This is a genomic window from Roseovarius sp. MBR-51, from assembly GCF_053628575.1.
The window spans coordinates 71,762-98,282 of the sequence record NZ_JBRJGQ010000006.1 but is presented as its reverse complement, the minus strand read 5'-3'; the positions used below and the strand labels follow the sequence as shown (position 1 = coordinate 98,282).

The window sequence follows — 26,521 nt, the reverse complement described above, 5'->3', positions numbered from 1 at the left end:
CTGTGACCAGATCACAGACCACGCGACTGAAGGCAGGGCATAATCACCGCATGATCACGGGCTATTCCGCCCATTCATGTCAAAGGTGTTCCCATGCTCAAGAAAAACGTCGGCTCCATCGACCGCGCCCTGCGCATCGTTCTCGGCCTCGGCCTGTTGATTGCCTTCTTTCTCAACCGCGACAGTGCCTATAGCTGGCTCTACCTAATCGGTTTCATCCCGCTGGTGACAGGCTTGATGTCCAGTTGCCCGCTCTATTCGCTCCTTGGCCTATCGACCTGCCCGCTCAAGAAGTAGCGGCGGCGTTTCGCGCATCTGTCACGTCCGCCCTTGGCATCGGGCGTGACAAGGGCCATGCTTTACGCTCAGACGAAAGGACAGGCCATGAAACAATCTCTGATCCTGTTGATCTTGGGTATCACCTTGGGCGGTGCTCCCGCCTTTGCGGATCACGGCCATTGCCCGCCGGGCCTTGCCAAGAAACACAATGGCTGCCAGCCCCCGGGTCAGGCGAAAAAGCAAGGCTACTACCGCATTGGGGACCGGATCGGAGAGGATTATATCATCCTGCGCAATCCCGGTCGCCACGGTCTTGACCCGAACCAGACCTATTACCGCGTCGGCGATCAGATTTACCGCGTCAACCGCGAAACCCGCGAGGTTCTGGACCTCATCGGAGCGGCAGCTGCGGTGCTGAACTAAAACTTCAGAAAAAAGAGCTACGCCATGTCACCATGTGAGGCACTGCGTAGGCTTAGTCCTGCCACCCCTCGCGCAGCATTCGTGAATATTCAACGCCACTCAGCCCGGTGACTGGACGGCGAGGAACGGCAGCGCGTTCTTTCAGAACGTCCAGCGGCTCGGTGCCTGCACCAGGCAAGACACCCAAGTCATACAAATAGCCCGGCAGACGGCCCGATAGAATGATACGTGGATCAAACACCACCTGATCTGACACCCGCCGCACAAGCCGGTAGGGCATCGTTGTGCAATTGGTCCAAAGCGTGTGATACCAACGCGGCTCTTGCGCCAGAGCGTTGCCATAATCCAGAAACGCCAGAAACAACGCGCTCCGCTGCTCTGCCGGCATCTCGATAGGATAGAGTGAAACTGTCTCGCCCCGCGCATCCGTTCGCAAATGCACGATGTCACGCTCGTCAGCGGCAATCAGCACCAGTTCATACTTCTTAAAGAACCCACCGAGCGCCGAAAACTCCTCGCCCACCTCTTTGCGAATCTCTCCAGAAAACACGATGTGCCGCCCGTCAGCAAAACCGAAACTGACCAGCGTATGGGCAATCTCCGGACTATCCCAAATCGACATGATCATATCCACTGACTGGATTGCCGTAGGATCAAGGTCTAGATCGTACCAGCCTTCAACCGCCTCAGTCGGACTCGACCACCGAAAACTTCGGATGTTGCGGACACGGACCAGATCACTGACGCCCTGTTCAGACGTGACACCGCGCGCGACCTCCGCCATCCAGTCGCGATCCTGACGCGGCTCGATCGTCACCCACCACAGCCCCCAAACCGCCAGCACAGAAATGCACAGCCCCCAGACCCGGCCCCACTCCCCGCGCGCCATGAACCGAGCCGTCACAAGACAGCAGAGCGCCAAGGCGAAATACAGCAAATAGACAAGCGGGGCGGCGATCTGAAAATGCAGACTCAGGCCAATCCAGAGTACGAGGAACAAAAGGAACACGAGACGTACGATCCGCCCGCACAACCGTACGATCCGCCCCACCACCCTACTCCGCTGCAACTCGGCGCGCGGCGAGAATCTCCTTGAGATAATGCCCGGTGTGACTGCGCGGTTCGTCTGCCACCTGTTCCGGCGTCCCAACGGCCACAATCTCACCCCCGCCATCGCCTCCTTCGGGGCCAATGTCGATGACATGATCGGCGGTCTTGATCACGTCGAGATTATGCTCGATCACCACGACAGAATTGCCCTGATCGACCAATTCATGCAATACTTCCAAGAGCTTCTTCACATCCTCAAAGTGCAATCCCGTGGTCGGCTCATCCAGAATATAGAGTGTGCGCCCCGTGGAGCGCTTGGCCAATTCCTTCGACAGTTTGACCCGCTGCGCCTCACCGCCCGACAGAGTCGTCGCTTGCTGGCCGACCTTGATATAGCCAAGGCCAACCCGCATCAGCGCATCCATCTTCTCGCGGATCGATGGGACCGCCTTGAAAAACTCCTGAGCCTCTTCAACCGTCATATCAAGAACGTCGGCTATGCTCTTGCCTTTAAAGCGAATTTCCAACGTTTCACGGTTATAGCGCGCGCCTTTGCATGTCTCACATTCCACATAGACATCCGGCAGGAAATGCATCTCGATCTTGATGAGACCGTCCCCTTGGCAGGCCTCACATCGGCCCCCTTTGACGTTAAAGCTGAACCGCCCGGGCTTGTACCCGCGTGCCTTGGCCTCGGGCAGCCCGGCAAACCAATCCCGGATTGGCGTAAAGGCCCCCGTGTAAGTGGCTGGATTCGAACGAGGAGTCCGCCCGATGGGCCGTTGGTCGATGTCGATCACCTTGTCGAGATGCTCCAACCCCTTGATCGTCTCGCAGGGCGCAGGCGTCTGCCGCGCGCCGTTCAGACGCATCGAGGCGGTTTTGAACAGGGTCTCAATGGTCAGAGTGGATTTCCCCCCACCTGAAACCCCTGAAACACAAACGAATTTTCCAAGCGGAAACTCTGCCGTCATCTCTTTGAGGTTGTTTCCGGTCGCCTTGACCACCGTCAGTTTCTTCTTGTTGCCCTTGCGCCGCACCTCGGGCACCGCGATTTCACGCGTCCCCGACAGATATTGCCCAGTGATCGAAGCGGGATCATTGGCCACGGCTTCAGGTGTGCCATGGCTGACCACCCGCCCGCCATGCACGCCCGCACCGGGACCAATGTCAAAGACGTAATCAGCCGTGCGAATGGCCTCTTCGTCATGCTCAACCACGATCACCGTATTGCCCTGATCGCGCAGATTGCGCAGCGTTTGCAAAAGCCGCCCATTGTCCCGCTGATGCAACCCGATAGACGGCTCATCGAGCACATAGAGTACGCCCGTCAGGCCGCTGCCGATCTGGCTGGCGAGTCTGATGCGTTGACTCTCGCCGCCCGACAGCGTGCCCGCATTGCGGCTAAGTGTCAGGTAATCAAGGCCAACATTGTTGAGAAACCCAAGCCGCTCGCGGATTTCCTTGAGGATGGCACGGGCGATTTCATTCTTCTGCTTGCCCAGATGATCCGGCACAGTCCCACACCAGTCCAGCGCCTCACGGATCGACATTTGCACCACTTGCCCCACATGAAGGCCCGCAATACGCACCGCCAACGCCTCGGCCCGTAGGCGATATCCACCGCAGGCACCGCAGGGGCGGTTGTTCTGATAGCGCTCGAATTCCTCACGCACCCAGTTCGAATCCGTCTCGCGATAGCGCCGCTCCATATTGGGAATGACGCCCTCGAACACCCGGCTCACCTGATAGACGCGCCCACCCTCATCATACCGGAACGGGATTTCATCCTCGCCAGAGCCATGCAAAAAAACTTGCTTCACATGTGCAGGCAGGTCTTTCCACAAGCTATTCTTGTCGAACTCGTAATGCTTGGCGATCGAGTTGATGGTCTGCGTGAAATACGGGCTTTTGCCCTTGCGCCACGGCGCAATCGCGCCATCCGCCAATTTCAGCGCCTCATCAGGGACAACCAGCCGTTCGTCAAAGAACAGCTCAGCCCCGAGCCCGTCACAGTCGGGACACGCGCCAAAAGGTGCATTGAAGGAAAACAGGCGCGGCTCGATCTCTGGAATGGTGAACCCACTGACCGGACAGGCAAATTTCTCACTGAAGGTGATCCGTTCCGGTTCACCGTCCTTGGGTGCGGTTTCCAGCACGGCAATCCCGTCGGCCAGATCGAGCGCGGTGCGGAAACTGTCCGCCAGCCGCGTCTCCAACCCCTCTTTCACGACGAGGCGGTCCACCACGACATCGATGTCATGGCGGAATTTCTTGTCGAGCGTGGGCGGTTCGTCCAACTCGTAGAATTCGCCATTCACCTTTACCCGCTGAAAGCCAGATTTCCGGAGCTCCAGAAACTCCTTGCGGTACTCGCCCTTGCGGTCACGCACGATCGGGGCGAGCAGATAGGCGCGTGTGCCCTCCTCCATCGTCATCACCCGGTCCACCATATCCTGCACCTGCTGCGCCTCGATCGGCAGGCCGGTGGCGGGCGAATAGGGTGTGCCGACGCGCGCAAAGAGCAGCCGCATATAGTCGTAAATCTCGGTCACGGTGCCAACGGTCGAGCGCGGATTCTTCGAGGTCGTCTTTTGCTCAATGGAAATTGCAGGGGATAGCCCGCTGATGTGATCCACATCCGGCTTTTCCATCATGTCAAGAAATTGCCGCGCATAGGCGCTGAGGCTCTCGACATAGCGCCGCTGACCCTCGGCATAGATCGTGTCAAACGCAAGCGACGACTTGCCCGACCCCGAAAGCCCGGTGATCACAACCAACTGATCGCGTGGAATGTCCACGTCGATGTTCTTGAGGTTGTGCTCGCGTGCGCCGCGCACCTCGATATACTTCAGATCGGCCATTCTGACCCCCGGGATTTGTGTCCCTCACACATAGGCGAGACGCGCGCAGCTTCCAAGCCAATTTTGCGAACAGAGCGCGAACATGTAATAATCCACTGAACCAGCCCGCCGCGTGGCCTTGGCCACCAATAGGTCCGCTTACAAGTGCGGCACATCTTGTGCGGAAAATTTAATTTGACCTGCGCGGGTTGCGTGCCCAGCTATGTGAAGAGTGAGAAAGGAGCCACCCATGACCATGACACGCCGCTTTATCACAGTCGCCCTGCCTGCCCTTTTGATGGCGTGGCCCGCAGATGCCCATCATGGATGGCGCTGGACCGATGATGGTAGGTTCGAATTGACCGGCGTAATCACCGAGGCGCGGCTTGGCAATCCGCATGGGGTATTGACCATCGACGCCGAAGGCGAAATCTGGAAGGCGGAGGTTGGTCAGCCTTGGCGCAATGAACGCGCAGGTCTAAGCGACGCGATGGTCGCGCCCGGCACCGAGGTCAAGATCATCGGCAAACGCGCAGCCGATCCGAACGAGCTTTTGGTCAAGGCAGAGGCCGTCGGGATTGCGGGAAAACTCTATGAACTTTATCCTGAACGCCTCTGATGGAGTGGGCCGCCGCGCTTGAGGCACAGCCATTTGCCCAGGCCTTGCGCGCGTCGCGTTGGACCTACCCATTGGTGAATACAGGCCACATCCTAGGCCTTGCGATGCTGATTGGCGCGATCATTCCAATGAATCTGAGGCTCTTGCGGGGCGATGTGCGCGCAGTGCAGCTTTTGCGAAGCTATGCGATTATCGGCCTCTCCATTGCGGCGGTTTGCGGGGGTCTGCTGTTTTCTGTGCAAGCGACGGAATACGTAGCGAACAGCTGGTTTCGCGCAAAGATAGCGCTTTTGGCGCTCGCTCTGCTGAACGCGGCTCTGCATTTGCAGATCACCGATCGACCCCGGCCACGGCAACGTAGAGGGGCCGTTGTTTCGCTTGGGCTATGGACCGCAGTCTTGCTCTGCGGTCGCATGATAGCCTATTCCTGAGACGCTCCGGTCATAGCGCCGCGCCGCTCCGTGACGGCCACGCCACGTCGTCCTGCGAGATCCGTAAAATACTGCCACGCCACGCGACCCGAGCGCGCACCGCGCGTCGCTTGCCATTCAATCGCCTCAGCGCGCAACGTTTCATCGTCAATCTCGACGCCGTAGGCATCGCAATACCCCCGGATCATCGCAAGGTATTGGTCCTGATCACACGGATGGAAACCCAGCCAGAGACCAAACCGATCCGAAAGCGATACCTTCTCCTCGACCGCCTCAGATGGGCTGATCGAAGACGACCGCTCATTCTCGATCATGTCACGCGGCATCAGGTGGCGACGGTTCGAGGTGGCATAGAACACAACATTGTCGGGACGTCCCTCAATACCTCCATCGAGAACCGCTTTCAGCGACTTATAATGCTGATCATCATGGCTAAAGCTGAGGTCGTCACAGAACAGCAGGAACCGCGCCTTGCTGCCCCGAAGCAGATTGAGCAACCGGCTGACCGAAGGCAGATCCTCGCGCTGCAATTCCACGATCTTGAGCGGTAGGCCCTCTGCCCGCACGGCGGCATGCACCGCTTTGACGAGGCTCGACTTTCCCATGCCCCGCGCGCCCCAGAGCAGCGCATTGTTCGCAGGCAAACCGCGGGCGAATTGCAACGTGTTCTGCAAGAGCGTATCGCGAGACCGGTCCACCCCGACCAATAGACCCATATCAACCCGACTGACCTGCGCGACAGGTTCTAGCCGGTCCGGTGCAACATGCCAGACAAAGGCATCCGCCACCTCAAAATCAGGAGCCGTAAGCGGCGCCGGGGCTACCCGCTCGAGCGCGGCGGCGATGCGGTCCAACGGGTCAATAGTCATTCAGCTTTTGCCTTTGTCCTCGGACGCGTCGGTCAGCGGGTCATCGACATCGGCATCCGCCTCGTCTTCGTTGTCAAACCACAGCCCTTCGGCCCGCAACTCCGCCTCGCGCTTCTTCTCCACCCACGAAACAAGCTGGATGGAGATTTCGTAGAGGCCATAGACCACGACGAAGAGGATCAATTGCGTCATCACATCAGGCGGCGTCACAAGCGCCGCAAGGATCAGGATACCGACCACCGCATACTTACGCACCGATTTCAGCCCGCCAGAACTGACCAGCCCCGCCTTGCCCATGAGCGTGAGCAACACCGGCAATTGAAAGCACAGGCCAAAGGCGATGATGAATTTCAGCGTGATATCTAGGCTCTCATTGACCTTGCCAAAGAAGGTGATGCGAATGCCCTCACTCGTGTCCGGCGCGGTCGCGACGGCACCCGGCAGATTCTCTGAACTGACCAGTCCAGTCATCAGATCGGCGATGATCGAGGGCACATCGGCAAATCCCAGAAAAAACGCCATCGCCAGCGGCGTCACCACGAAATGCGCAAAGGATGCCCCCAACAGGAACATCAGTGGCGACGCGATCATGAACGGTAAAAACGCGTTCTTTTCCTGCCGGTAGAGACCGGGCGCAACAAAGCGCCACATCTGAAAGCCGATCACAGGAAAGGCCAGAGCAAAGCCGAACACCATCGAGATACGGAACAGAGTAAAGAGGTATTCCTGCGGGCTTGTATATTGCATCGTCGGGGACGGATCGCCCAACTCACGCAGGCTGGCCTCGATCGGTTCGAGCAGGATCTGCAAGATCGGCTCAGCCACGATAAAGGCCAGCACGATCCCGATGATAAAGGCGATGACCGACCGGATCAGCCGCGTGCGTAACTCGGCCAAATGCTCGATCAGGGGCGCGCTGCTGTCGTCGATCTCGTCGCGCGGGCTCATGCCTGATCCTCTGCCTTGGTCTTTTTCTTCGGCTTCGGCTTCGGCTTGGGTTTCACGCCAGCAGGAGCTGCGGCAGGCGCAACTTCGGCCTTGGCGGCATTACGCGTCTCGGCCATTTCGGCGGTCTTCTCGCGCGCTTTTTCGGCCGCGGCCTTTTGCTCTTGAGTGAGCGGCGGCTTGGCCGCGTCTTTGAGATCGCGGCTGACGCTGTCGGTCGTCTTGCGCACCTCGTCCATCGCTGTCTTCATTGGGTTCGACGCCGACTTGAAGGTCTTTTGAATGTCGCTCATCCCGGATTGTTCGGCGGCATCATTCATAGCGCGACTGAATTCGCGCGCCATACCCTTGGCCTTGCCGACAAACTTTCCGACTGCCAGAAACATTCCGGGCAAGTCCTTGGGCCCCACCACGATCAAGGCCACGATGCCGATGAGCAATAGCTCCGTCCAGCCTAGATCGAACATTTAGGGGTCAGACCTTGTCTTTGTTTTCGGCCGGGGTCACGTCACGCGCGCCTTCGGCGGACTCCTTGTTGGAGTCATCCAATTCTTTGGTGCCCTCGGAGACACCCTTTTTGAAAGAGGTGATACCTTTGCCCACCTCACCCATCAGCGACGAGATCTTGCCGCGCCCAAACAGCACGAGCACGACGACCGCGATCAGAAGAAGCCCCGGAAGGCCAATATTGTTCAGCATTTCAATCTCTCCCTTTCTCGGGGGGTCGGTTGGTGCGCCCCCGGGAATTTCATTTGCATTATCTAGTCGCTCACATCGCCAGTTGGAAGCAGCAAAGCAGCACGGCTCCCCGGATTTCGCCGCATTTTTTCCGACTATACCCTAAGCAGGACGACCATGCCGGGTCAATCACCCCCCTGAGCCTCGGCGCGGCTCTTACCGCTGACATTCATCGCCAGAGTGGCGGCCATGAATTCATCAAGATCCCCATCGAGCACCCCTTTGGTATCCGAAGTCTCGACCCCCGTCCGCAGATCCTTGACCATCTGATAGGGCTGCAACACGTAAGACCGGATCTGGTTGCCCCAGCCTGCGTCCCCCTTGGCGTCATGCGCTTCGTTGATGGCGGCGTTTCGACGGTCCAGTTCCTGCTGATAAAGCCGCGATTTCAAGGCTTTCATCGCGATGTCACGGTTCTGATGCTGTGATTTCTGCGAGGAGGTGACCACGATCCCAGTTGGAATATGCGTGATCCTCACCGCCGAGTCGGTGGTATTCACGTGCTGCCCACCCGCACCGGAACTGCGGTAGGTGTCAATACGGATGTCCGACGGGTTCACTTCGATTTCGATATTGTCGTCCACAACCGGATAGACCCAGACCGAGCTGAACGACGTGTGCCGCTTGGCGGCAGAGTCAAACGGCGAAATGCGGACCAAGCGATGCACGCCCGATTCGGATTTCAGCCAGCCATAGGCATTGTGGCCGCTGATTTTGTAGGCAGCAGATTTGATCCCCGCCTCCTCGCCCGCCGATTCCGACTGCAATTCGACGGTGTAGCCGCGCTTTTCGGCCCAGCGGACATACATGCGCGCCAACATGGACGCCCAATCACAGCTTTCGGTGCCGCCCGCACCTGCATTAATCTCAAGGAAGGTGTCATTGGAATCTGCTTCGCCGTCCAACAGCGCTTCCAGTTCCTTGGCGGAGGCCACTTTGGCCAGAGCCTTGATCGCGGCCTCCGCCTCAGACACGACTTCCGTATCATTCTCCATTTCGCCCAACTCGATCAGGCCAAGATTGTCGTCCAGCTCTTGCTTGAGACTGTCATGGGTGTCGAGCGCATCCACCAGTGCCTGACGCTCGCGCATCAACGACTGCGCGCGGGCGGGATCATCCCAAAGCGTAGGATCTTCGACGCGGGCATTGAATTCCTCAAGGCGGTGCCGGGCGGTCTCCCACCCCAGCCGCTGGCGCAACAGCTCCAACGACTTTTCGATCTCGGCGACGAGGTTCTGGGTTTCTGCGCGCATCGGGGTGTCCTTGTCTGGTCAGGTGCGGGTGATAGCGCAGCGCGCCGGGCCGGGCAAGAGAGCCCTAGTACAAGCCACCCGAACTCATCGAGCCAAAGCTGGCTTTGCCCCCGACCTGTGCCTTTTCTCCGGTCGAGGTGGTCACCTCTTGCACGCGCTCACGCTCGCCGGCACTGAACAGCTCCAGATCGTTGCCCATGGCAAAGCCGCCATCAAACGCCAAGCCAAATACCGGCTCCTCCCCATCACGGAAATACTCGGCCACCACGTTTTCACCTTCGGCATCATCCGACAGGCGCGCCCCGGTGAAGCGGTCGATCTTGATGAAGTGGCCACCCGGAGGGACATCAAACGGCCCGCCCCCGTATTTCTTGACAGCCTCGGTCATGAACTCCTGAAATACAGGGCCGCAGAGCGACGACCCATAGGCTGATTTTCCCAAGCCGCGCGGCTGATCATGACCGATGTAACACCCTGCGGCAATGTTGCTGGTAAAGCCCACAAACCACACATCACGTGCATCGTTGGTTGTCCCGGTTTTGCCCGCGACAGGCACCGGCAGATTGATCGCCCCCGAGGCCGTGCCACGGTCCACAACACCTTTGAGCATCGAGGTGAGCTGATAGGCTGTGACGGCATTCATCACGCGCTCACGGTCTGAAACGATGCGCGGGCCACGGTTTTCCGGAATACCGGGATCGTCGCAATTCACGCACTCGCGTTCATCATGTCGGTAGATCGTCTTGCCGTAACGGTCCTGCACCCGGTCCACCAATGTCGGACGCACGCGCTCGCCGCCATTGGCGAACATCGCATAGGCGGCGACCATGTTATAAAGCGTGGTCTCTTCCGAGCCGAGCGAATTGGCCAGAAACTGGCCCATGTTGTCATAGACGCCGAACCGTTCCGCATAATCGGCGATCACATCCATGCCCACCTCCTGCGCGAGACGGATGGTCATCAGGTTCCGTGATTGCTCGATTCCGGTGCGCAGAGGGGTGGGGCCATAGAACTTGTTCGATGAATTGCGCGGCCGCCACAGACCTTGCGGCGTGTTGATCTCGATCGGAGCATCAATCACGATCGTTGCCGGGGAATACCCGCTGTCGAGCGCCGCAGCATAGACGAACGGCTTAAAGCTTGATCCCGGCTGGCGCAGCGCCTGTGTGGCGCGATTAAAGACCGAGGCCTGATAGGAAAAACCGCCCTGCATGGCAATTACCCGGCCGGTGTTCACGTCCATCGCCACAAAGCCGCCCTGCACCTCGGGCACCTGCCGCAGGGACCAGTTGACAAAGGCCCCGTCTTGCCCGGTCACGCGGCGCACATGCACCACGTCCCCAACCTCGAAGGTGGAATTGAAATCACCGGCCAACCATTTGATATCGCTGCGCGGAACCTCTTGGATACCCTCGACCCCTTCGACGCCAACACGCATGACTTGCTCGCCGGTTTCAAGCACGACAGCGGGATACCAAGGACCATCCAGATCAATGTCCCGCGCGACACTCACCTTCCCAAGCGCTTCACGCCAATTTGCTTCTGTACCAAGCACCTCCTGCGGAAGCGTTTGGCCAGTCCCCCGCCAACGCCCTTGTCCCCGGTCGTAGAGTTCAAGCTGACGCCGCAACGCATGCGCGGCCTGCACCTGCATTTCGGGGTCGATTGTGGCGCGGACAGACAGACCACCGGTGAAAAATTCGCCTTCGCCAAAGTTCTCACTCAACTGGCGGCGAATTTCATCCGTGAAATAGTCACGCGGCGGAAGTTCCGCACTGAACGGTTCAAAGTCACCGTTCTGCACACTGCGCAACGGGGTTGCGCGCTCTTCGTTATACGCGGCCTCGGTCAGATACCCGTTTTCCCACATTTCCTTGAGCACGAAGTTACGGCGCTCCAACAACCGTTCCTTTTCGCGCACCGGATGGTAATCACTCGGCGCTTTCGGCATCGAGGCGATCGTCGCGGCCTCATGTGGGGCCAGTTCCCTCAGGGTCTTGTTGAAATAGGTCTGGGCGGCGGCGGCCACCCCGTAGCTGTTCTGACCCAGAAAAATCTCGTTGAGATAAAGTTCTAGAATTTTATCTTTGCTCAGCGTCTCTTCGATCCGCGTGGCAAGGATGATTTCCTTGATCTTGCGTTCCATCTGACGATCACCCGAGAGCAGGAAATTCTTCATCACCTGCTGCGTGATGGTCGAGGCGCCGCGCACGTTCCGCCCCCGCGATTTCACGGCATCCACCACCGCCGAGGCAATGCCGACGGCATCATAGCCACCATGCGTGTAGAAATTCTTGTCCTCGGCGCTGATAAAGGCCTGCTTCACCAGATCGGGAATATCCCCCGCGGGCGTAAAAAGGCGGCGCTCACGCGCGAATTCATCAATGATACGCCCTTCGCCCGAATAGATACGGCTGATGGTCGGAGGCGTGTAATTGGCCAGCGACTCGTGGCTCGGCAAATCCTTGCCATAAATATGCAACACGGCACCAATGCTGAGGCCAACAACCACCACAATCAGGGTGATCAGGCTAAAGACAGTGCCCAAAAGGCTTAGAATCGGACGTAACACCACGGCCCCCGCATGCTTGGTGTGCCCGATATAGGCATCGAAGGCGTCCGGGTCAAAAGGGAAAGGGCGCAGGTCAACGCCACGTCCCACCAGGCAAAGCGTTCACGGTGGATCATTGCCGTACCAACCCGGCACGCGCTGCATCGGCATCGCGCCATGCCGTAAGTGCCGCGCGCAGGGCCGTCGCAATCCGCGCTCGTCCCTCCGCATTCCGCAGCCGAGCCAAATCTCGGGGACTGGAGAGAAAGCCAAGCTCGATCAGCGCAGAGGGAATATCAGGTGCCTTGAGTACCGAAAACCCGGCGTGACGCAGAGGACGCGAGAGCAGCGGCAGCTCATGTGCGGCAAAGCTCTCGATCAAGGCCGTGGCCAACTGTTCCGTCCGCGGGCGCGTCTCGATTCGGGCAAGATCCATAAGAACATCAGCTACGATATCATCCTTGCCGCTCAGATCGACGCCCGCCAACATATCGGCGCGGTTGTGCCGCTCTGCCAAGGCTGCGCTGGCCTCGTCCGAGGCACTCTCGGACAGGGTATAGACTGAAAGACCCCGCGCCTGCGCTCCTGTGAGGGCATCGGCATGCAGGGACAAAAACACATCTGCCCCTGCCCAATGGGCCAATGCGACACGCCGCTCGAGGCTGACAAATTCATCACTGTCCCGCGTGAGGATCACATCGAAACCGCCCGCGCGCAGCAACTCCTCGCGCAGCTCTTGGGCGAATTGCAGCATCAACGTCTTTTCGGCCAATTCTCCCTCCTGCGCACCGGGATCAATACCCCCGTGCCCCGGATCAAGCACCACCATCAACGGACCCTCGCCCGGCACCCGACCCGGTGCCGCAGCAAGCCCGCTCTGCGGATCGGGCATATCCCAACCGGGCAGGTCGGGCGTGCCAGCCGTTGCAGCAAATCGCGGCGCATCCGCAGCCCCCAGGCTAACGCGCAAGTCGGCGGCACCGCTTGCGCTGTCGATGTCTAGCCCGGCGCGTGCGAGCGGATAGGGAGCATCGAGATCTGCCACCATGCGTGACCATCCCGGCCTAATCTGTCCAAGACGTAGCCCTTTGACACGCTCGCTGCGGATCAGATCGGCAGCCCCGACCCCTTGCCAATCGACCTCCTTGAAGTCGAGCACAAGGCGGGCGGGATCGGACAACGTATAGACCCGGTAGGGCACACCTTGGCTCAGGCGCAGGTGGACATCGATGCCCTGCCCCGTATCGGTGATCGCACTGGCGGCAACATCCAGCCGCGCAACACCACTGAACGTCGCGTCTTGCGCCCGCGCGCCTGTCATTCCGGCAAAGGCCAGAGCCATCGCCAGCACTATTCCAAGGGTCCTGCTCATTCACCGTTTCCCGGTCTGTTCTATGGCTCAAGATACACGACGGCGCTCAGACGCAACAGCCCCATTCCCCTGACCTTCTTCTTTACCGATTGTGATCAAAACCAACGCGGCGCACAAAACAGAAGTCAGGGCTTGATCCCACCATGTAATCAATCATGGTTTTTAATCCTAAAGTTACAGTCTATAGAATCGCCATGACCGAACAGACTTCACTATCCCAACCGACCATCACGCCTGACGGCGCAACAACCGTGTTCGAGATTTTCGTTCAGCGCAAGTTCTGCGATCTTGAACTCGCTTCTGTGGTTCACACCTTGCAGACAGCGAATATGGTTCACGGCAGCCCACGCTTTGTCTGGCGGATCGTTTCGGACAATCCTGGCTTTGTTCAGGGCAACGGGGCCTGCATCGTGCGGGCAGAGCCGGTCATTCCGGATCACTGCCTTGCTGATTATCTGATCGTGATCGCCTCGAAGACGGCAGACACATCAACCTGGATGGCGCGAATCCGCAGCATGCGGCGCCTTGGCAATGCTGTCATCCTGCTCGCGGATGCCGCAACGCGCTTCATCGCCCGAACCCAAATCAGCACCGGGGCCGTCACGACCCATTGGGCCGATGCCGTCGTCCTGCGCGAGACCCAAGACCTCCCGCGACTGACTGAGAGCCTGTCAGAGCTGTCCAATGGGATCATTACTGCTGCGGGCCGTGCCGCCACGGCCGAACTGGTCATTGGTCTCTTGGCCAAGGATCTCCCGGTTTCCGAGATCACCGAAATTGGCCGACATCTCCTGCTACCGAGCATACGGACGAGCTCCAGCACACAGCCCTTCGCGCCAGCCGCCTTTCACAAATTCTATGACAAGGCGGTGTCTGATGCGCTGGCGATCATGGAGGACAACTTGTCGGAGCCTCTGTCGATCACCGAGATCGCGGACCAGGTCGACACCTCACAGCGCTGTCTTGAGCGGCGGTTTCGCGCGGTGTTTGAAACCTCACCGGGCCATTATTACAAACAGCTGCGCGTCCGGCGTGCACACCATCTGATTCAGGACACCAAGCTGCCCTTGATTGATATTGCCACCGCCACCGGCTTTGGCTCGACCGGCACGTTGTCAACCGCGTTCAAAAAGTTCTACGGCCTGACACCCTCGGATTTCCGCGGCAAGCACAGAGAGCGTGTGCTTGACTATTCAGCCGAGGTTTGAGGGTCCAAAGAGGACACCCTCAACCACGCGGGCTGCTGCATTCCAATCCCCGAGATGAGAGGCAGCGCGCCGCGCCTCCGAGGCGCAGCCCGCTTGAAAGCCCGCATCCTCCAGCAATCTGCGCAACGCTGATGCAACTGCCGTAGGGTCTTCAGGCGGCACCAGAACCCCTGCCCCCGGCGCGACCGTATCCGGCACCGCCCCGACATCGGTGCTGACAATGGGCAAGCCGTGTCCCATTGCCTCGTCAAAGACGATTCCATATCCCTCGTAGCGCGTCGCGAGCGCAAAAAGTGTCGCACGCGCGTAAAGCCCATCAAGCGCCGATTGTGAAATCTCGCCCGCAATCTCGACCCGCGTGCTCAGACCCAAATCGGTACGCAGCATGTGCAGAGCGCGAACAGTATCAGGCTCGTGCGCACGACCGACAATCACCGCCCTCCACTCCAGATCGACAATCTGCGCCAAGGCTTGCAGCAGAACGTCATGCCCCTTGCGCTGAGCCAGTATCCCCACCGAGAGAATGAGGGGCGGGCTATCGCGCTCATGCACGGCGGCAAGCGGGCGCATGAAACCCGGTCGCGCGACGTGGACACGGTGAGGAGGCATCCCATAGGCATCGCGCAACAAGCCCGCGATATGCCCGCTCGTGACCACAATTTGTCGCGCCACGTCAAGGTTGGCAGTCTCACGTGCGGCCATGTCACGCGCCTGCACTGCGCCCAACCCCGGCTCTAGCGCCAATGGATGATGAACCAGAGCCACCAGCGGCGCGCGCAGGTCGCACAAGGCCGAGGTTTCAAGCGCTCCATAAGCCAAACCGTCAACGAGCGCCGGGCAATCTGACGGCAATGCCTGCAACTGCTTGACGGCGTCCTGCATGTCAATCGGCGTCGGCTGCGGAAAGCTTTCGCCGAACCTCAGATGCCGCACCTCGATGCCGCGCGCCTCAAGAGCTTGAGCCAGTCGGCGGTCATAGAGATAGCCGCCCGTAGTCGTGTTGAGATCCCCCGGCACGGCGAACGCCATGCGCCGCAAAGGGCGTTCAGGCTTAGTCGCCATACCGGACCCGGTGACACAGCGTACCCGGCGCATCAAGGATGGCGGCATAGTCGCGCGGCAGATCCTCGAACCGGCTCTCACCCGAAATGAGAGCATCGAGTGCGGGATCGGTCAACAACCCAAGCGCGGTCTCCAATCGCCTGCGATAGGTCCATCTGGCAGCGTGAGTGGCCGGAATACGTCCAACCTGAGAGGCCACCAACCGCAACCGCCGCTGATGAAACGCACCGCCAAGGCCGATTGTGGTTTGACCTGTGCCATACCAACTTGCTTCGACAACCACAGATTCACAGCCAGCCAAGGCCAAGGCACTTGCCAGACCGGAATCGGTTGCAGAGCTGTGGATGACCACATCCGCCTCACCGCCTAATGTCTCTTGGGCCTGGTGCGACAGCGCAAACCGGCAGCCCAGACTTTCCGCCAAGCCAGCGCGGGCCGGATCAATGTCCACCAGACAGACTTGTGTGCCGGGGATACGCGCCGCCAGATACCCGGTCAAAGCTCCGACCGTCCCTGACCCGACGACCGCAACCCGATCACCGGGCATCACGCCGGCATCCCATATGATATTGAGCGCCGTTTCCATATTCGCCGCCAGAACGGCCCGACCGGGTGGCACGGCATGCGGCACGGGTACCGCAGCGGCGAGAGGACAGACAAACCGCTCCTGATGGGGATAAAGGCAAAAGACCACCTGACCGGCCTGCGCCCCCGAAATCACCCGACCGACAGAGCTGTAGCCATATTTCACAGGAAAGGTGAACGCGCCGTCCTGAAACGGCGCGCGCATGGTTTCATGCTCACGTCGGGGCACGCGACCCTGAAAGACCAGACGCTCTGTCCCACGGCTTATGCCAGAGAACAGTGTCTCGACCACGCAATGATCCGGAAGATCCTCGAAGGACGCGGATAGGATCTCAGCCCGACCCGCCTTGGTGATCCAGAGCGCGCGGCTGTGCTGCACCATGTCTTTCACCCGTGCCGTAAGGCGGTAGCCTGTTTGGCGTGGGGCCAGACCTGCGCCTGCGCGCGTGTCCCCATCAGACAGTCAAACACCACATCCGAGCCCAGACCATAGACCTGCGTTTCGGGTCGCCGCGCCTGCGCCAGCTTGGCAATGGGTTGGGTCGTCAATCCCTGCGGTCCGGCGCCAATCAGCAAAGGCGCAACGGCCACATGGAGCCGCGCCAGGAGATCCGCTTCGATAAATCGGGCGATGGTGATGGCGCCCCCTTCGACCAAGAGGTGATTAAGGCCGAGTTTGCGCAGGGCGGCGACGATAGCGGCAGGGGAAATCCATTGGCTGCGCGGCAGTGTGATCACTTCAACTCCTGCCGGACGAGACTTCTCCACGGTTTGAATGACCACACGTCGCGCCCCATCATCGGCGAAGAGTCGCGCATCATTGGGCAAACGTCCCGAAGGGTCGATCACAACTCGCGCCGGATTCTGGCCTGCCACGAGGCGCACGGTGAGGCGCGGATCATCCTGCAACGCAGTCTTGACCCCCACAATCACGGCATCCACCAAGGCTCGCATGCGGTGCAGATGCGCCAACCCGTCCGGCCCTGAAACATCCGCGGCATCCCCGCTGACGGTCGCCACCCGGCCATCCAGCGATTGCCCGATCTGTGCCACCACATGAGGTGATCCGGGGGCCGCAATCATCGAACCATAGAGCGTCATCGCCGCGCGCTCCCCTATTTCCCAATCGCCGCAACACAAGCACGACCTGCCCGCGCGGGCAGCGAGAATCCGATCCCAAACTTTGGGCGTTACTTGGGCGGTCTGCATCCGGGTCTCCGTTCAAGGACAGGCTGTGGCCATGGAGGCGATCCATTCGACTGTTCCGTCAAGGCCATGGCAAAGATAGGGGCATTCTCAAAAATGTCACCTATGGGACATCAAGACGGAGGCAGAGCCAAGAGGTCCATATGACCAATCTCCGCCCAACCCTCAGACAGATGCGCCTTTCGCCGCCCAATCCATTGCTCGGCAGCGGCGTGGCCCATCTCTTGTGCGGCCTTTGCAATACCCTCCAAAAGAGTTCGCTGCATCTCTGCCATATTCTCTCCCAACCGCCATGGACTCGGAGCGAGACTAACGCTGTATCCCCTCGCACCGAGTATTTGCGCGACGATTTCAGCCGAATCCGGGCCGAGCGCGGGTCCAAACCCCTTGTCTCCGCGTTGATGCGCGTTGAACCGGTCTGTTATGATCGCATCTTCCGGATCAAGCGGACTCCAGTTCATGGCCCCATCATAACTTAGCGTGGCATAGAGGGCGACGCTGTCGCTGGCGAGACGCGTGGCAAAACGCTCCATCCAATCGCGGGACACCAGATCAAGCAGCGCCGAGGCGGTCACAAGACGAATCCCGGCAAGGGGCAATTCGTCGATATCAGCCAAATCACCTTGGATGATTTCGGCCTGAGGATGGCGCGCAGCGGCGCGTTGCAAAAGCTCAGGATCGTTGTCGAAGAAACGCCACCGGATATCTTGCGCACCCGCGCTCTCAAATACCCGCGCGGTCGCGCCGGTTCCGCATCCCAGATCGAGGAGTGTAGCCCCCGATCCTGCATAGGTCATAGCCCGCGCCAATAGATCGGCGTCTCGCGCCACCACATCCGACGCCTCGCGCAGCGCCAACCACTCCGCGTCAAATCCCATATCAGATGTCAGCCTCGTACCACCCGCGAGCGACATGGCTCTCATGCAGCGTCACGCGGATCTTGCGCAGCCGCCCATGATCTCCCAGGCCTTCCGCCTTGGCAATGTCGCGCAGCCCGCTCCAGATATGATGAGATAGAAACTCGGTCGTGGTGAATTTGCCCGCAAACTCGGGCTTGTCGTCCAGATTTCCGTACCGCAACGGGGCCAGAACCCGTGCCAGAGCCTCTGACGCCAGACCAATATCCACCACAAGCCCATGCGCATCTATGTCCTGCGTGAAAAAGGCAGCGTTCACGACAAAGGTCGCGCCGTGAACACCCTGAGCCGGTCCAAACACCGGGTCAGGAAGAGAATGTGCGATCATGATGTGATCACGGACTTCGACGGCGAACATATTGGATTCCTTTTTCAATCTCGCGAGAGAGTTAACACGCGACCTCAGGGCGTCAAGGCGCAGCAAACTTTCGGCAACTTCCCGCATAGTCAAAAAATTTCAGTGGACGGGTATTCATTGGACAATATCTGTATGCCTGCATTATGGCGCTGAGCGCGACTGCGGCAGAGATTATCGCAAGGAGATACCGTGAATACGTCCGAGAACACGTCACGATCTGATCGCGCAAAGCCAACAGATGGGGCGATCCGCCTGCCACGCGCGCGACGTGGAATGCCCCTGCCCGTCCGTCGCCGCTGTGTGCTCGCGCTCAACACCGCCACGGTCATCGGACTGTTCTGGGCAATGTATACGCTTTTTGCGCCAACGGGCATCACCTTTGGAGAAGGTGCAATGCTGGGCGCATTTCTACTTACCCTGCCTTGGCTGTCCATTGGCCTGTGGAATAGTATTCTGGGTCTTTTACTCGATCTGCGCCACGGGGCCGGTGCCGCGGCGCGGGTAACACCCGCCATCACACGGGTCAGAGGCGACGAACCAATCACGGCCCGGATTGCTGTCGTAATGCCGCTTCGCAACGAAGATCCCGACGCCTCGATTGCCCGGTTGCGCAGATTGGAGGAAGAGCTAGCGCTCAGCCCTTGGGCCGGGCGCTTTTCTTTCCACGTTCTCAGCGATACCGATGACGCCGGCATCGCCCTCAAGGAAGAAGCTCGGGTCGCGCAATGGCGCTCGTCCCGGCCTCTCGCCACGATTCACTATCGCCGCCGCACCGACAATGCCGGCTACAAGGCTGGCAATATTGCCGAGTTCCTGCACAGCCCCGAAGGCCAAAGCGACTTTTTCCTGCCGTTGGACGCCGATAGCGAGATGGGTGCCGAAACGGTTCTGCACCTGATCCGCGTGATGCAAGCCAGCCCCGAGATCGGAATGCTGCAAAGTCTCGTCACGGGACTGCCCTCACGTAACTTTTTCACGCGCGCCTTCCAGTTCGGCATGCGTCACGGCATGCGGTCCTACACACTTGGCTCGGCTTGGTGGCAGGGGGATTGCGGCCCGAACTGGGGTCATAACCTTGTGATCCGCACCACCCCGTTTCGCGAGCACTGTATGCTACCGCTGCTGCCGGGGCGCGGCCCCCTGTCCGGTGCGATCCTCAGCCATGACCAAGTCGAGGCGGTGCTCATGCGCCGCGCGGGCTACGAAGTGCGCGTGCTGGCCGAGGAATCAGACAGCCACGAGGAAAACCCGCCCAGCCTTGTGGATTTCATTCGCCGCGAATTGCGTTGGATGAACGGTAACTTGCAATACGTCCACCTGCTTGGCCTATCGGACCTAAAACCCGTTAGCCGCATCCAGCTTGTGCTTGCCATCCTGATGTATATCAGCGCGCCGGCATGGATCGTCTTCATCCTGATCGGTGCCTCTCTTGCGGGAACCGTGGATCAAATGAGCGCCGTGCCTTTGGGGCCGGGGCTTACGCTCTTTGCCGTTCTCATGACACTCAGCCTCAGCCCCAAACTCATGGGGCTGGCGCAGGTGCTTTTCTCACAGAGCCGCAGCCAGGACTATGGCGGACGGGTGCGGGTCGTGTCGGGCGGTTTGGCCGAGATCCTTTTCTCCATGCTCACATCTCCGATCGTCGCGGTCGCACTCACCCAATTCGCCCTAGGCCTCGTCTTTGGTCAGCGGATCGGCTGGAACGCGCAACAGCGCAGCCGTAACCGGTTGGGCTGGGATGAAGCGGCGCGTGTGCTCTGGCCGCAAACCCTCTTGGGCTTGGCTCTCTGTTTCTGGCTGGGGACCAACGCGCCATGGGCCTTGATTTTCGGCGCGCCCGTCTTACTCGCCTTGGTCTTTTCGATCCCGATCGCCGTGGTCTCGACCCTGCCTCGGCTCAGCCGGTGGTCCATGGACACGGGCCTCTTTGATATTCCAGAAGATCGTGCCCCCAGAACGACTGACACCCCTGCAATCCACGCCAACACCGCGTGACATAGGAGAAACAGCATGACCGGACTAAGACTGACCGCACTCGGCACCACGCTTGCCTTCGGGCTCGCTCACCCCGTGCAGGCAGAACCCGCTACATGGCAGATTGACCCGGAACATGCCGTTGTGGCCTTTACGATCATGCACGCGGGATATGCCAAGGTTCTCGGGCGATTTTCCCAGATCGAGGGCAGTTTTACCTATGATCCCGAAACGCAGGACTTGGGCAAAGTGACCGCAACTATTGGCACGCAGAGTGTCGATACCGACCACGAGAAGCGTGACACCCACGTGCGCTCGCCTGACTTTCTAGATGCAGAGGCGCATCCGATGATCACGTTCACCGCCGAGGGCGGAACCCCGATTTCGGACACCGCAGGCACCGTGTCGGGCGATCTGACCATCCGGGGCGTCACGCAGCCAGTCACTCTCAACGTGACGCTCAACAAGCGCGCCGACTACCCCTGCTGCCATGGCAAGGAAACGCTGGGCATCTCCGCTACTGCCGAAATCCTGCGCAGCGACTTCGGAAGCACCTACGCCCTGCCCGACTTTGTTGGCGACTCGGTCAACATCATTCTCGAATTCGAGGCGATCCGCGCCGATTAGGGCTGCGCGCGCCGTGAATTTGAAGCAGAGTCCGATTTGCGACCTGCTTTGTCCGAATTCGATATTACATAGCGGCTCTTTTTCCCTGAAATTGGGGAAAAGGAGTCGGATTCCATGCGCTATTCAGGTTTCAAGGTCATCAAAGAGGCCCTCACCGGACACCGGGGTTGGGGCCCTGCATGGCGCGATGCGGCGCCAAAGGCGTCTTATGACTATGTGATCATCGGCGGCGGCGGGCATGGCCTTGCCACGGCCTATTATCTGGCCAAGGAATTCAAACAGGCGCGCATCGCCGTTCTGGAAAAGGGCTGGATCGGCGGCGGCAACGTTGGGCGCAATACCACCATCATCCGCTCCAACTACCTGCTTGATGGCAATGAGCCGTTCTACGAATTCTCGCTCAAACTCTGGGAAGGGCTGGAACAGGACCTGAACTACAACGCTATGGTCAGCCAGCGCGGCATTCTCAACCTGATCCACACCGACGCACAGCGCGACGCCTTCATCCGACGTGGCAATGCGATGATGCTGAACGGAGCCGATGCCGACCTGCTGACCACCGCGCAGATTGTGGCGCGCTACCCGTTCCTCAACGTCAATGACGCCCGTTTCCCGATCAAGGGCGGTCTCGCCCAGCATCGCGGTGGCACCGTGCGCCATGACGCGGTCGCGTGGGGCTATGCCCGCGCCGCCGATCAGCGCGGCGTGGATATCATCCAGAATTGTGAAGTCACCGGCTTTCGCATTGAGAACGGCAAATGTCTGGGGGTCGAGACATCGCGCGGCTTCATCGGCGCGAACAAGGTCGGCGCTTGCGTTGCTGGCTCCTCCTCGCGCCTCATGTCCCACGCCGACATGCGCCTGCCGATCGAAAGCCATGTCTTGCAGGCCTTTGTCTCCGAGGGCCTCAAACCCGTCCTGCCCGGCGTCATCACCTTTGGCGCGGGCCATTTCTATTGCAGCCAATCCGACAAGGGCGGGCTTGTATTCGGCGGCGATATCGACGGCTATAATTCCTACGCCCAACGCGGCAACCTGCCCGTGGTCGAGGATGTTTGCGAAGGCGGCATGGCAATCTTTCCGATGCTGGGCCGCGCGCGTCTCTTGCGGATGTGGGGCGGCATCATGGACATGAGCATGGACGGCTCGCCGATCATCGACCGCACCCATATCGCCGGGCTCTATTTCAACGGCGGCTGGTGCTATGGCGGGTTCAAGGCAACGCCTGCTTCGGGCTTTGCTTATGCCCATCTCCTCGCCACCGACACCCCCCATCCGACTGCCACCGCCTATCGCTTCGATCGCTTCGCCAAGGGGTTGATGATCGACGAAAAAGGCATGGGCAACCAGCCCAACCTGCATTGAGGGACCCCGCGCCATGCTGATAAACCACCCAACCCTCGGCCCCCGCGACGCCAGCGAATTCGTCTACAAGGGCGACGCCGCCCTGATCAACCGCCCCGACCCGGACGCGCCCGACGCGCTGGAGCGCTTCATCGACTACGGCTATCTGCGCGACAACCCCGCAGGCGCGCATCGTGAACTCTGGTTCCACGAACAGGGCGACCGAAGCTGGCTTGTCGTCACCCGCAATACGCTCACCCATGAAATTACCGCTGTGGAGCTGGCCCGCGACGTGGCCCGCCGCGAGGGACGCTCGAAATGACCCAAGTGAATCGTCTGCAAGGCGGCCTGATCGACCGCAGCCGCACCATTTCCTTCCGCTTTGACGACAAATGGATGAAGGGGCATCCCGGCGATACGCTCGCCTCGGCGCTGCTGGCCAATGGCGTGCGCCTGATGGGCCGCTCGTTCAAATACCACCGCCCGCGTGGTCCGCTTTCGGCAGGCTCCGAAGAGCCCAACGCCATTGTCGAATTGCGCGACGGCGCCCAGCGCGAGCCCAACACGCGCGCCACTACCGCCGAATTGTTCGACGGCCTCACCGCGCAATCGCAAAACCGCTGGCCCTCGCTCGCCTTTGATGCGCTCTCGATCAATGACCGCCTCTCCAGCTTCTTTGCCGCCGGGTTCTACTACAAGACCTTCATGTGGCCCGCCGCCTTCTGGGAAAAACTCTACGAGCCCATGATCCGTCGCGCCGCCGGTCTGGGCTCTCTCAGCCTGCAAGCCGACCCTGACAGCTATGACAAGGGCTATCTGCATTGTGATCTGCTCATCATTGGCGCTGGCCCCGCAGGCCTCGCGGCGGCCCTGACCGCCGCCGACTCCGGCCTCAATGTGATCCTCGCGGATGAAGATTCCCTGCCCGGTGGCCGCCTCAACACCGAAACCTTTGGCCTTGGCCAACAGACCGGTGCAGACTGGGCAGCAGAGGCCGCAGAGCGGCTTGCTGCCTTGCCCAACGTCCGCCTGATGACCCGCACCACCATCCTCGGGGCCTTCGATCACGGCATCTATGGCGCACTTGAACGTGTGAGCGATCACCTGCCCGTCCCCCCCGAGGGCAAGCCGCGCCAGATCCTCTGGCGCATTTATTCCCGCCGCGCCATTCTCGCCGCCGGGGCCACCGAACGCCCCATCGTGTTCGAGAACAACGACCGCCCCGGCATCATGCTGGCAGGCTCCTTGCGCGCCTATGCCAACCGCTGGGCCGCGACCCTGGCTCAAGACATCGCCGTTTTCACCAATAATGACGACGGCCACCGCACCGCGAAGGATTTGCTGGCCAAGGGCGTGACGGTCACCGCCGTGATCGACACCCGCCCCGATGCCCCCAAAGGCAACGGCTACGAGGTCATCGCTGGCGGCACTATTACCAACACGTCAGGCCGCCTTGGGCTGAGCAAAATCGAGGTGACGGACGCGCTCGGCACTTGCCGAAGCCTAAACTGCGGCGCGCTTGGCGTCACGGGCGGCTGGAACCCGAACGTAAGCCTCACCTGCCATCAGCGCGGCCGTCCAACATGGAACGCCGATATCCATGCTTTTGTTCCCGGTGGCACCCTGCCTCAGGGCATGACCGTGGTCGGCGCGGCCAACGGTCTCTTCTCGACCCATGCCGCCCTGACCTCGGGTGCCGACCTCGCTGCAAGCATCGTCGCCGACCTTGGCCGCACCGCCACCCGCCCCGACCTGCCTCAGGCCGAGGATACGCCCCTCGCCCTCACCCCCTTCTGGCATGTCCAAGGCGCCAAGCGCGCGTGGGTGGATCAACAGAATGACGTCACCGCCAAGGATATCAAACTGGCGCATCAGGAAAACTTCACCTCCGTCGAACATCTCAAGCGCTACACGACGCTTGGCATGGCCACTGATCAGGGCAAAACCTCGAACACTGCTGGCATGGCGATCATGGCCGAGGTGGCGGGCAAATCCATCCCCGAGGTCGGCACAACCATGTTCCGCCCGCCCTACACCCCCACCGCCATCGGGGCCTTTGCGGGTCGCTCACGCGGTGCGGATTTCCGCCCCACCCGCAAGACCCCCAGCCATTTCTGGGCCGAAGAACAGGGCGCGGTGTTTGTCGAGGTCGGCATGTGGCTGCGCGCGCAATGGTTCCCGCGTCCGGGCGAAACCCACTGGCGTCAAAGCGTGGACCGCGAGGTGCTGCAAACCCGCCGCTCGGTGGGCATTTGCGATGTGACGACCTTGGGCAAGATCGACGTGCAGGGCACCGATGCCGCCGCCTTCCTCAACAAGATCTATTGCAACGCCTTCGCCAAGCTGCCCGTCGGGCGCACCCGCTACGGCCTCATGCTGCGCGAGGATGGCATCGCCATGGACGACGGCACCGCCGCGCGTCTGGCTGAGGATCATTTCGTGGTCACAACCACCACCGCCAATGCGGTCACGGTCTATCGCCACATGGAATTCGTGCGCCAATGCCTCTGCCCTGACATGGATGTGCAACTCATCTCCACGACCGAGGCTTGGGCGCAGTTTTCCGTCGCAGGCCCCAACGCCCGCAACCTCCTGCAAAAGGTGGTGGACCCTGAATTCGACCTCTCGAACGAGGGATTTCCCTTCATGGCCTGCGGCGAGATCACCGTTTGCGGTGGCCTGCCCGCGCGTCTCTTCCGGATCTCCTTCTCGGGCGAATTGGCCTATGAAATCGCCGTGCCCACACGCTACGGCGATGCCATGATCCGCCGTTTGATGGAGGCGGGGCGCGAGTTTGACGTGGTGGCCTACGGCACCGAGGCGCTCGGCGTCATGCGGATCGAAAAGGGCCACGCCGCAGGCAACGAGCTGAACGGAACCACCACCGCCCTCAATCTCGGGATGGGCAAAATGGTCTCGACCAACAAGGACTCGATCGGCGCTGTGCTCTCGCGCCGCGAGGGTCTCAATGCGCCGGACGCGCTGCGCCTTGTCGGCCTGAGCCCGGTGGACCGCTCCAAACCGGTGCCCGCCGGCGCGCATCTGATGACAAAGGGCAGCCCGGTCGATGCCGCCCATGATCAGGGCTATGTGACCTCCGCCTGCTACTCGCCCAATCTCGGGCATGCCATCGCGCTGGCCTTCCTCAAATCCGGCGATACCCGCATGGGCGAAACCCTGCGCCTCGTCTCGCCCCTGACCGGCGTCGATCACGAGGTCGAAGTCGTCAGCGCCCATTTTGTCGATCCAGAAGGAGAGCGCCTCCGTGCCTGATCTCATCGCCATCACCCCGCTCGGGGCGACCCGTCCCCGTATCGACAGCCACGGCCCCGTGACCCTGACCGAAGTCACCGACCGCGCGCTCGCCTCCGTCGCGGCCCGCTTGGGACACGAAGCACAGGCCACAGCACTCGTGACCGTCCTCATCGGTGCCCCGGCCCCCGGCCCCGCCCGCATGGGCGGCACTGACCTCCGCGCCTTCTGGATGGGACCGGATCAATGGATGCTCGACGCCCCCATCGAGACCCACGAGGATCTGGCACATCAGATCGTGGCGCAGACCAAGGGTGCCGCCAGCGTGACCGACCAGACTGGCGCATGGTGCCGCTTTGACCTCAGCGGTGACGGCTTGGCCGATGTTCTGGAACGCCTCACCAACGCCAACACCCGCGCCTTCACCGGCGGCGAAGCGCAGCGCACGGCGGTCGAGCATATGGGCTGCTTCCTCTTGTGCCACAACCCGCGCCACATCTCGGTGATCGGCCCCCGCTCTTCGGCGGATTCGCTCCATCACGCGATTCTGACAGCGATACGCTCAGCGCATTAAAAAATGGTGCCCGTGACTCCGGTGACCACCAATAGGGCACC

The 26,521-nt window shown here is 60.5% G+C and carries 25 protein-coding genes; 11 read left to right on the top strand and 14 right to left on the bottom strand.

Annotation, left to right across the window (positions count from 1 at the left end):
- Positions 1-93 precede the first annotated feature (93 nt).
- Both ACSSVY_RS10245 and ACSSVY_RS10240 read left to right on the top strand, forming a co-directional pair.
- Positions 94-297 carry a YgaP family membrane protein gene (locus ACSSVY_RS10245; RefSeq protein WP_454269455.1) on the top strand — a complete coding sequence of 68 codons (204 nt, stop codon included), beginning with the start codon at positions 94-96 and terminating at the stop codon, positions 295-297.
- An 87-nt stretch (positions 298-384) separates the two neighbouring features.
- A complete protein-coding gene (locus ACSSVY_RS10240; RefSeq protein ID WP_454269454.1) occupies positions 385-702 on the top strand; it encodes an excinuclease ABC subunit A in 318 nt (105 codons plus the stop codon).
- A gap of 52 nt (positions 703-754) precedes the next feature.
- On the opposite strand, the gene ACSSVY_RS10235 is transcribed toward ACSSVY_RS10240, so the two are convergent.
- The gene (locus ACSSVY_RS10235) at positions 755-1,753 is read right to left on the bottom strand and encodes an Lnb N-terminal periplasmic domain-containing protein (RefSeq protein ID WP_454269453.1); all 999 of its coding nucleotides are present in this window, start codon (positions 1,751-1,753) and stop codon (positions 755-757) included.
- A gap of 4 nt (positions 1,754-1,757) precedes the next feature.
- A complete protein-coding gene (gene uvrA / locus ACSSVY_RS10230) occupies positions 1,758-4,616 on the bottom strand; it encodes an excinuclease ABC subunit UvrA (protein WP_454269452.1) in 2,859 nt (952 codons plus the stop codon).
- A gap of 229 nt (positions 4,617-4,845) precedes the next feature.
- On the opposite strand from uvrA, the gene ACSSVY_RS10225 reads away from it, so the two are divergent.
- Both ACSSVY_RS10225 and ACSSVY_RS10220 read left to right on the top strand, forming a co-directional pair.
- Positions 4,846-5,214, top strand: coding sequence for a DUF6152 family protein (locus ACSSVY_RS10225; protein ID WP_454269451.1), 369 nt, complete (start codon positions 4,846-4,848; stop codon positions 5,212-5,214).
- Positions 5,214-5,645 carry a hypothetical protein gene (locus ACSSVY_RS10220; RefSeq protein WP_454269450.1) on the top strand — a complete coding sequence of 144 codons (432 nt, stop codon included), beginning with the start codon at positions 5,214-5,216 and terminating at the stop codon, positions 5,643-5,645. Before ACSSVY_RS10225 ends, ACSSVY_RS10220 begins: the two co-directional genes overlap by 1 nt.
- Here ACSSVY_RS10220 and ACSSVY_RS10215 read toward each other — a convergent pair.
- From ACSSVY_RS10215 to ACSSVY_RS10185, 7 genes are all read right to left on the bottom strand, one after another.
- Positions 5,636-6,514 carry an ATP-binding protein gene (locus tag ACSSVY_RS10215; RefSeq protein ID WP_454269449.1) on the bottom strand — a complete coding sequence of 293 codons (879 nt, stop codon included), beginning with the start codon at positions 6,512-6,514 and terminating at the stop codon, positions 5,636-5,638. The genes ACSSVY_RS10220 and ACSSVY_RS10215 overlap by 10 nt on opposite strands.
- Positions 6,515-7,462: a twin-arginine translocase subunit TatC gene (gene tatC, locus ACSSVY_RS10210; RefSeq protein WP_454269448.1), complete on the bottom strand. Its 948-nt coding sequence runs from the start codon at positions 7,460-7,462 to the stop codon at positions 6,515-6,517.
- Positions 7,459-7,926 (bottom strand): Sec-independent protein translocase protein TatB, encoded by a 468-nt coding sequence (gene tatB / locus ACSSVY_RS10205; protein WP_454269447.1) that lies wholly within the window; start codon positions 7,924-7,926, stop codon positions 7,459-7,461. Before tatB ends, tatC begins: the two co-directional genes overlap by 4 nt.
- Positions 7,927-7,933: 7 nt before the next feature.
- Complete coding sequence (locus tag ACSSVY_RS10200) at positions 7,934-8,158, bottom strand: twin-arginine translocase TatA/TatE family subunit (protein ID WP_454269446.1); 225 nt, start codon at positions 8,156-8,158, stop codon at positions 7,934-7,936.
- Positions 8,159-8,322: 164 nt separating this feature from the next.
- A complete protein-coding gene (gene prfB / locus ACSSVY_RS10195; protein ID WP_454269445.1) occupies positions 8,323-9,450 on the bottom strand; it encodes a peptide chain release factor 2 in 1,128 nt (375 codons plus the stop codon).
- Between the two features lie 64 nt (positions 9,451-9,514).
- Positions 9,515-12,022 carry a penicillin-binding protein 1A gene (locus tag ACSSVY_RS10190; RefSeq protein ID WP_454269643.1) on the bottom strand — a complete coding sequence of 836 codons (2,508 nt, stop codon included), beginning with the start codon at positions 12,020-12,022 and terminating at the stop codon, positions 9,515-9,517.
- A 112-nt stretch (positions 12,023-12,134) separates the two neighbouring features.
- Positions 12,135-13,373, bottom strand: a complete 1,239-nt coding sequence (locus tag ACSSVY_RS10185; protein WP_454269444.1) for an N-acetylmuramoyl-L-alanine amidase — start codon at positions 13,371-13,373, stop codon at positions 12,135-12,137.
- Between the two features lie 194 nt (positions 13,374-13,567).
- On the opposite strand from ACSSVY_RS10185, the gene ACSSVY_RS10180 reads away from it, so the two are divergent.
- Complete coding sequence (locus tag ACSSVY_RS10180; RefSeq protein WP_454269443.1) at positions 13,568-14,581, top strand: GlxA family transcriptional regulator; 1,014 nt, start codon at positions 13,568-13,570, stop codon at positions 14,579-14,581.
- Here ACSSVY_RS10180 and ACSSVY_RS10175 read toward each other — a convergent pair.
- From ACSSVY_RS10175 to ACSSVY_RS10155, 5 genes are all read right to left on the bottom strand, one after another.
- Positions 14,567-15,610 carry a glycosyltransferase family 4 protein gene (locus tag ACSSVY_RS10175; RefSeq protein ID WP_454269442.1) on the bottom strand — a complete coding sequence of 348 codons (1,044 nt, stop codon included), beginning with the start codon at positions 15,608-15,610 and terminating at the stop codon, positions 14,567-14,569. The two genes, ACSSVY_RS10180 and ACSSVY_RS10175, sit on opposite strands and share 15 nt — an antisense overlap.
- A 22-nt stretch (positions 15,611-15,632) precedes the next feature.
- A complete protein-coding gene (locus tag ACSSVY_RS10170; protein ID WP_454269441.1) occupies positions 15,633-16,610 on the bottom strand; it encodes a zinc-dependent alcohol dehydrogenase in 978 nt (325 codons plus the stop codon).
- 5 nt (positions 16,611-16,615) lie between these two features.
- On the bottom strand, positions 16,616-17,329 hold the full coding sequence (locus ACSSVY_RS10165; RefSeq protein WP_454269440.1) for a RibD family protein: 714 nt from the start codon (positions 17,327-17,329) through the stop codon (positions 16,616-16,618).
- Positions 17,330-17,547: 218 nt separating this feature from the next.
- On the bottom strand, positions 17,548-18,348 hold the full coding sequence (locus ACSSVY_RS10160) for a class I SAM-dependent methyltransferase (RefSeq protein WP_454269439.1): 801 nt from the start codon (positions 18,346-18,348) through the stop codon (positions 17,548-17,550).
- Positions 18,314-18,709, bottom strand: a complete 396-nt coding sequence (locus ACSSVY_RS10155) for a 6-pyruvoyl trahydropterin synthase family protein (protein ID WP_454269438.1) — start codon at positions 18,707-18,709, stop codon at positions 18,314-18,316. Before ACSSVY_RS10155 ends, ACSSVY_RS10160 begins: the two co-directional genes overlap by 35 nt.
- 189 nt (positions 18,710-18,898) lie before the next feature.
- Between ACSSVY_RS10155 and mdoH the strand changes: the two genes are divergently transcribed.
- From mdoH to ACSSVY_RS10125, 6 genes are all read left to right on the top strand, one after another.
- Entirely contained in the window at positions 18,899-20,704 is a 1,806-nt protein-coding gene (gene mdoH / locus ACSSVY_RS10150; RefSeq protein ID WP_454269437.1) for a glucans biosynthesis glucosyltransferase MdoH, read from the top strand.
- A gap of 15 nt (positions 20,705-20,719) precedes the next feature.
- Positions 20,720-21,310 (top strand): YceI family protein, encoded by a 591-nt coding sequence (locus tag ACSSVY_RS10145; protein ID WP_454269436.1) that lies wholly within the window; start codon positions 20,720-20,722, stop codon positions 21,308-21,310.
- Positions 21,311-21,424: 114 nt separating this feature from the next.
- Positions 21,425-22,675, top strand: a complete 1,251-nt coding sequence (locus ACSSVY_RS10140) for a sarcosine oxidase subunit beta family protein (RefSeq protein ID WP_454269435.1) — start codon at positions 21,425-21,427, stop codon at positions 22,673-22,675.
- Between the two features lie 13 nt (positions 22,676-22,688).
- Entirely contained in the window at positions 22,689-22,976 is a 288-nt protein-coding gene (locus tag ACSSVY_RS10135) for a sarcosine oxidase subunit delta (RefSeq protein ID WP_454269434.1), read from the top strand.
- Positions 22,973-25,927 carry a sarcosine oxidase subunit alpha family protein gene (locus ACSSVY_RS10130; RefSeq protein ID WP_454269433.1) on the top strand — a complete coding sequence of 985 codons (2,955 nt, stop codon included), beginning with the start codon at positions 22,973-22,975 and terminating at the stop codon, positions 25,925-25,927. The genes ACSSVY_RS10135 and ACSSVY_RS10130 overlap by 4 nt, the downstream gene beginning before the upstream one ends.
- The gene (locus ACSSVY_RS10125; protein ID WP_454269432.1) at positions 25,920-26,480 is read left to right on the top strand and encodes a sarcosine oxidase subunit gamma; all 561 of its coding nucleotides are present in this window, start codon (positions 25,920-25,922) and stop codon (positions 26,478-26,480) included. Before ACSSVY_RS10130 ends, ACSSVY_RS10125 begins: the two co-directional genes overlap by 8 nt.
- The last annotated feature ends 41 nt before the right edge of the window (positions 26,481-26,521 follow it).

What these genes read in the sequence shown, in the direction of transcription:
- ACSSVY_RS10245 (WP_454269455.1), top strand. Translation starts at nt 94, where the DNA reads ATGCTCAAGAAAAACGTCGGCTCCATCGACCGCGCCCTGCGCATCGTT.
- ACSSVY_RS10240 (WP_454269454.1), top strand. Translation starts at nt 385, where the DNA reads ATGAAACAATCTCTGATCCTGTTGATCTTGGGTATCACCTTGGGCGGT.
- uvrA (WP_454269452.1), bottom strand. Translation starts at nt 4,616, where the DNA reads ATGGCCGATCTGAAGTATATCGAGGTGCGCGGCGCACGCGAGCACAAC.
- ACSSVY_RS10225 (WP_454269451.1), top strand. Translation starts at nt 4,846, where the DNA reads ATGACCATGACACGCCGCTTTATCACAGTCGCCCTGCCTGCCCTTTTG.
- ACSSVY_RS10220 (WP_454269450.1), top strand. Translation starts at nt 5,214, where the DNA reads ATGGAGTGGGCCGCCGCGCTTGAGGCACAGCCATTTGCCCAGGCCTTG.
- ACSSVY_RS10215 (WP_454269449.1), bottom strand. Translation starts at nt 6,514, where the DNA reads ATGACTATTGACCCGTTGGACCGCATCGCCGCCGCGCTCGAGCGGGTA.
- tatC (WP_454269448.1), bottom strand. Translation starts at nt 7,462, where the DNA reads ATGAGCCCGCGCGACGAGATCGACGACAGCAGCGCGCCCCTGATCGAG.
- tatB (WP_454269447.1), bottom strand. Translation starts at nt 7,926, where the DNA reads ATGTTCGATCTAGGCTGGACGGAGCTATTGCTCATCGGCATCGTGGCC.
- ACSSVY_RS10200 (WP_454269446.1), bottom strand. Translation starts at nt 8,158, where the DNA reads ATGCTGAACAATATTGGCCTTCCGGGGCTTCTTCTGATCGCGGTCGTC.
- prfB (WP_454269445.1), bottom strand. Translation starts at nt 9,450, where the DNA reads ATGCGCGCAGAAACCCAGAACCTCGTCGCCGAGATCGAAAAGTCGTTG.
- ACSSVY_RS10185 (WP_454269444.1), bottom strand. Translation starts at nt 13,373, where the DNA reads ATGAGCAGGACCCTTGGAATAGTGCTGGCGATGGCTCTGGCCTTTGCC.
- ACSSVY_RS10180 (WP_454269443.1), top strand. Translation starts at nt 13,568, where the DNA reads ATGACCGAACAGACTTCACTATCCCAACCGACCATCACGCCTGACGGC.
- ACSSVY_RS10175 (WP_454269442.1), bottom strand. Translation starts at nt 15,610, where the DNA reads ATGGCGTTCGCCGTGCCGGGGGATCTCAACACGACTACGGGCGGCTAT.
- ACSSVY_RS10170 (WP_454269441.1), bottom strand. Translation starts at nt 16,610, where the DNA reads ATGGTGCAGCACAGCCGCGCGCTCTGGATCACCAAGGCGGGTCGGGCT.
- ACSSVY_RS10165 (WP_454269440.1), bottom strand. Translation starts at nt 17,329, where the DNA reads ATGACGCTCTATGGTTCGATGATTGCGGCCCCCGGATCACCTCATGTG.
- ACSSVY_RS10160 (WP_454269439.1), bottom strand. Translation starts at nt 18,348, where the DNA reads ATGTCGCTCGCGGGTGGTACGAGGCTGACATCTGATATGGGATTTGAC.
- ACSSVY_RS10155 (WP_454269438.1), bottom strand. Translation starts at nt 18,709, where the DNA reads ATGTTCGCCGTCGAAGTCCGTGATCACATCATGATCGCACATTCTCTT.
- ACSSVY_RS10145 (WP_454269436.1), top strand. Translation starts at nt 20,720, where the DNA reads ATGACCGGACTAAGACTGACCGCACTCGGCACCACGCTTGCCTTCGGG.
- ACSSVY_RS10140 (WP_454269435.1), top strand. Translation starts at nt 21,425, where the DNA reads ATGCGCTATTCAGGTTTCAAGGTCATCAAAGAGGCCCTCACCGGACAC.
- ACSSVY_RS10135 (WP_454269434.1), top strand. Translation starts at nt 22,689, where the DNA reads ATGCTGATAAACCACCCAACCCTCGGCCCCCGCGACGCCAGCGAATTC.
- ACSSVY_RS10130 (WP_454269433.1), top strand. Translation starts at nt 22,973, where the DNA reads ATGACCCAAGTGAATCGTCTGCAAGGCGGCCTGATCGACCGCAGCCGC.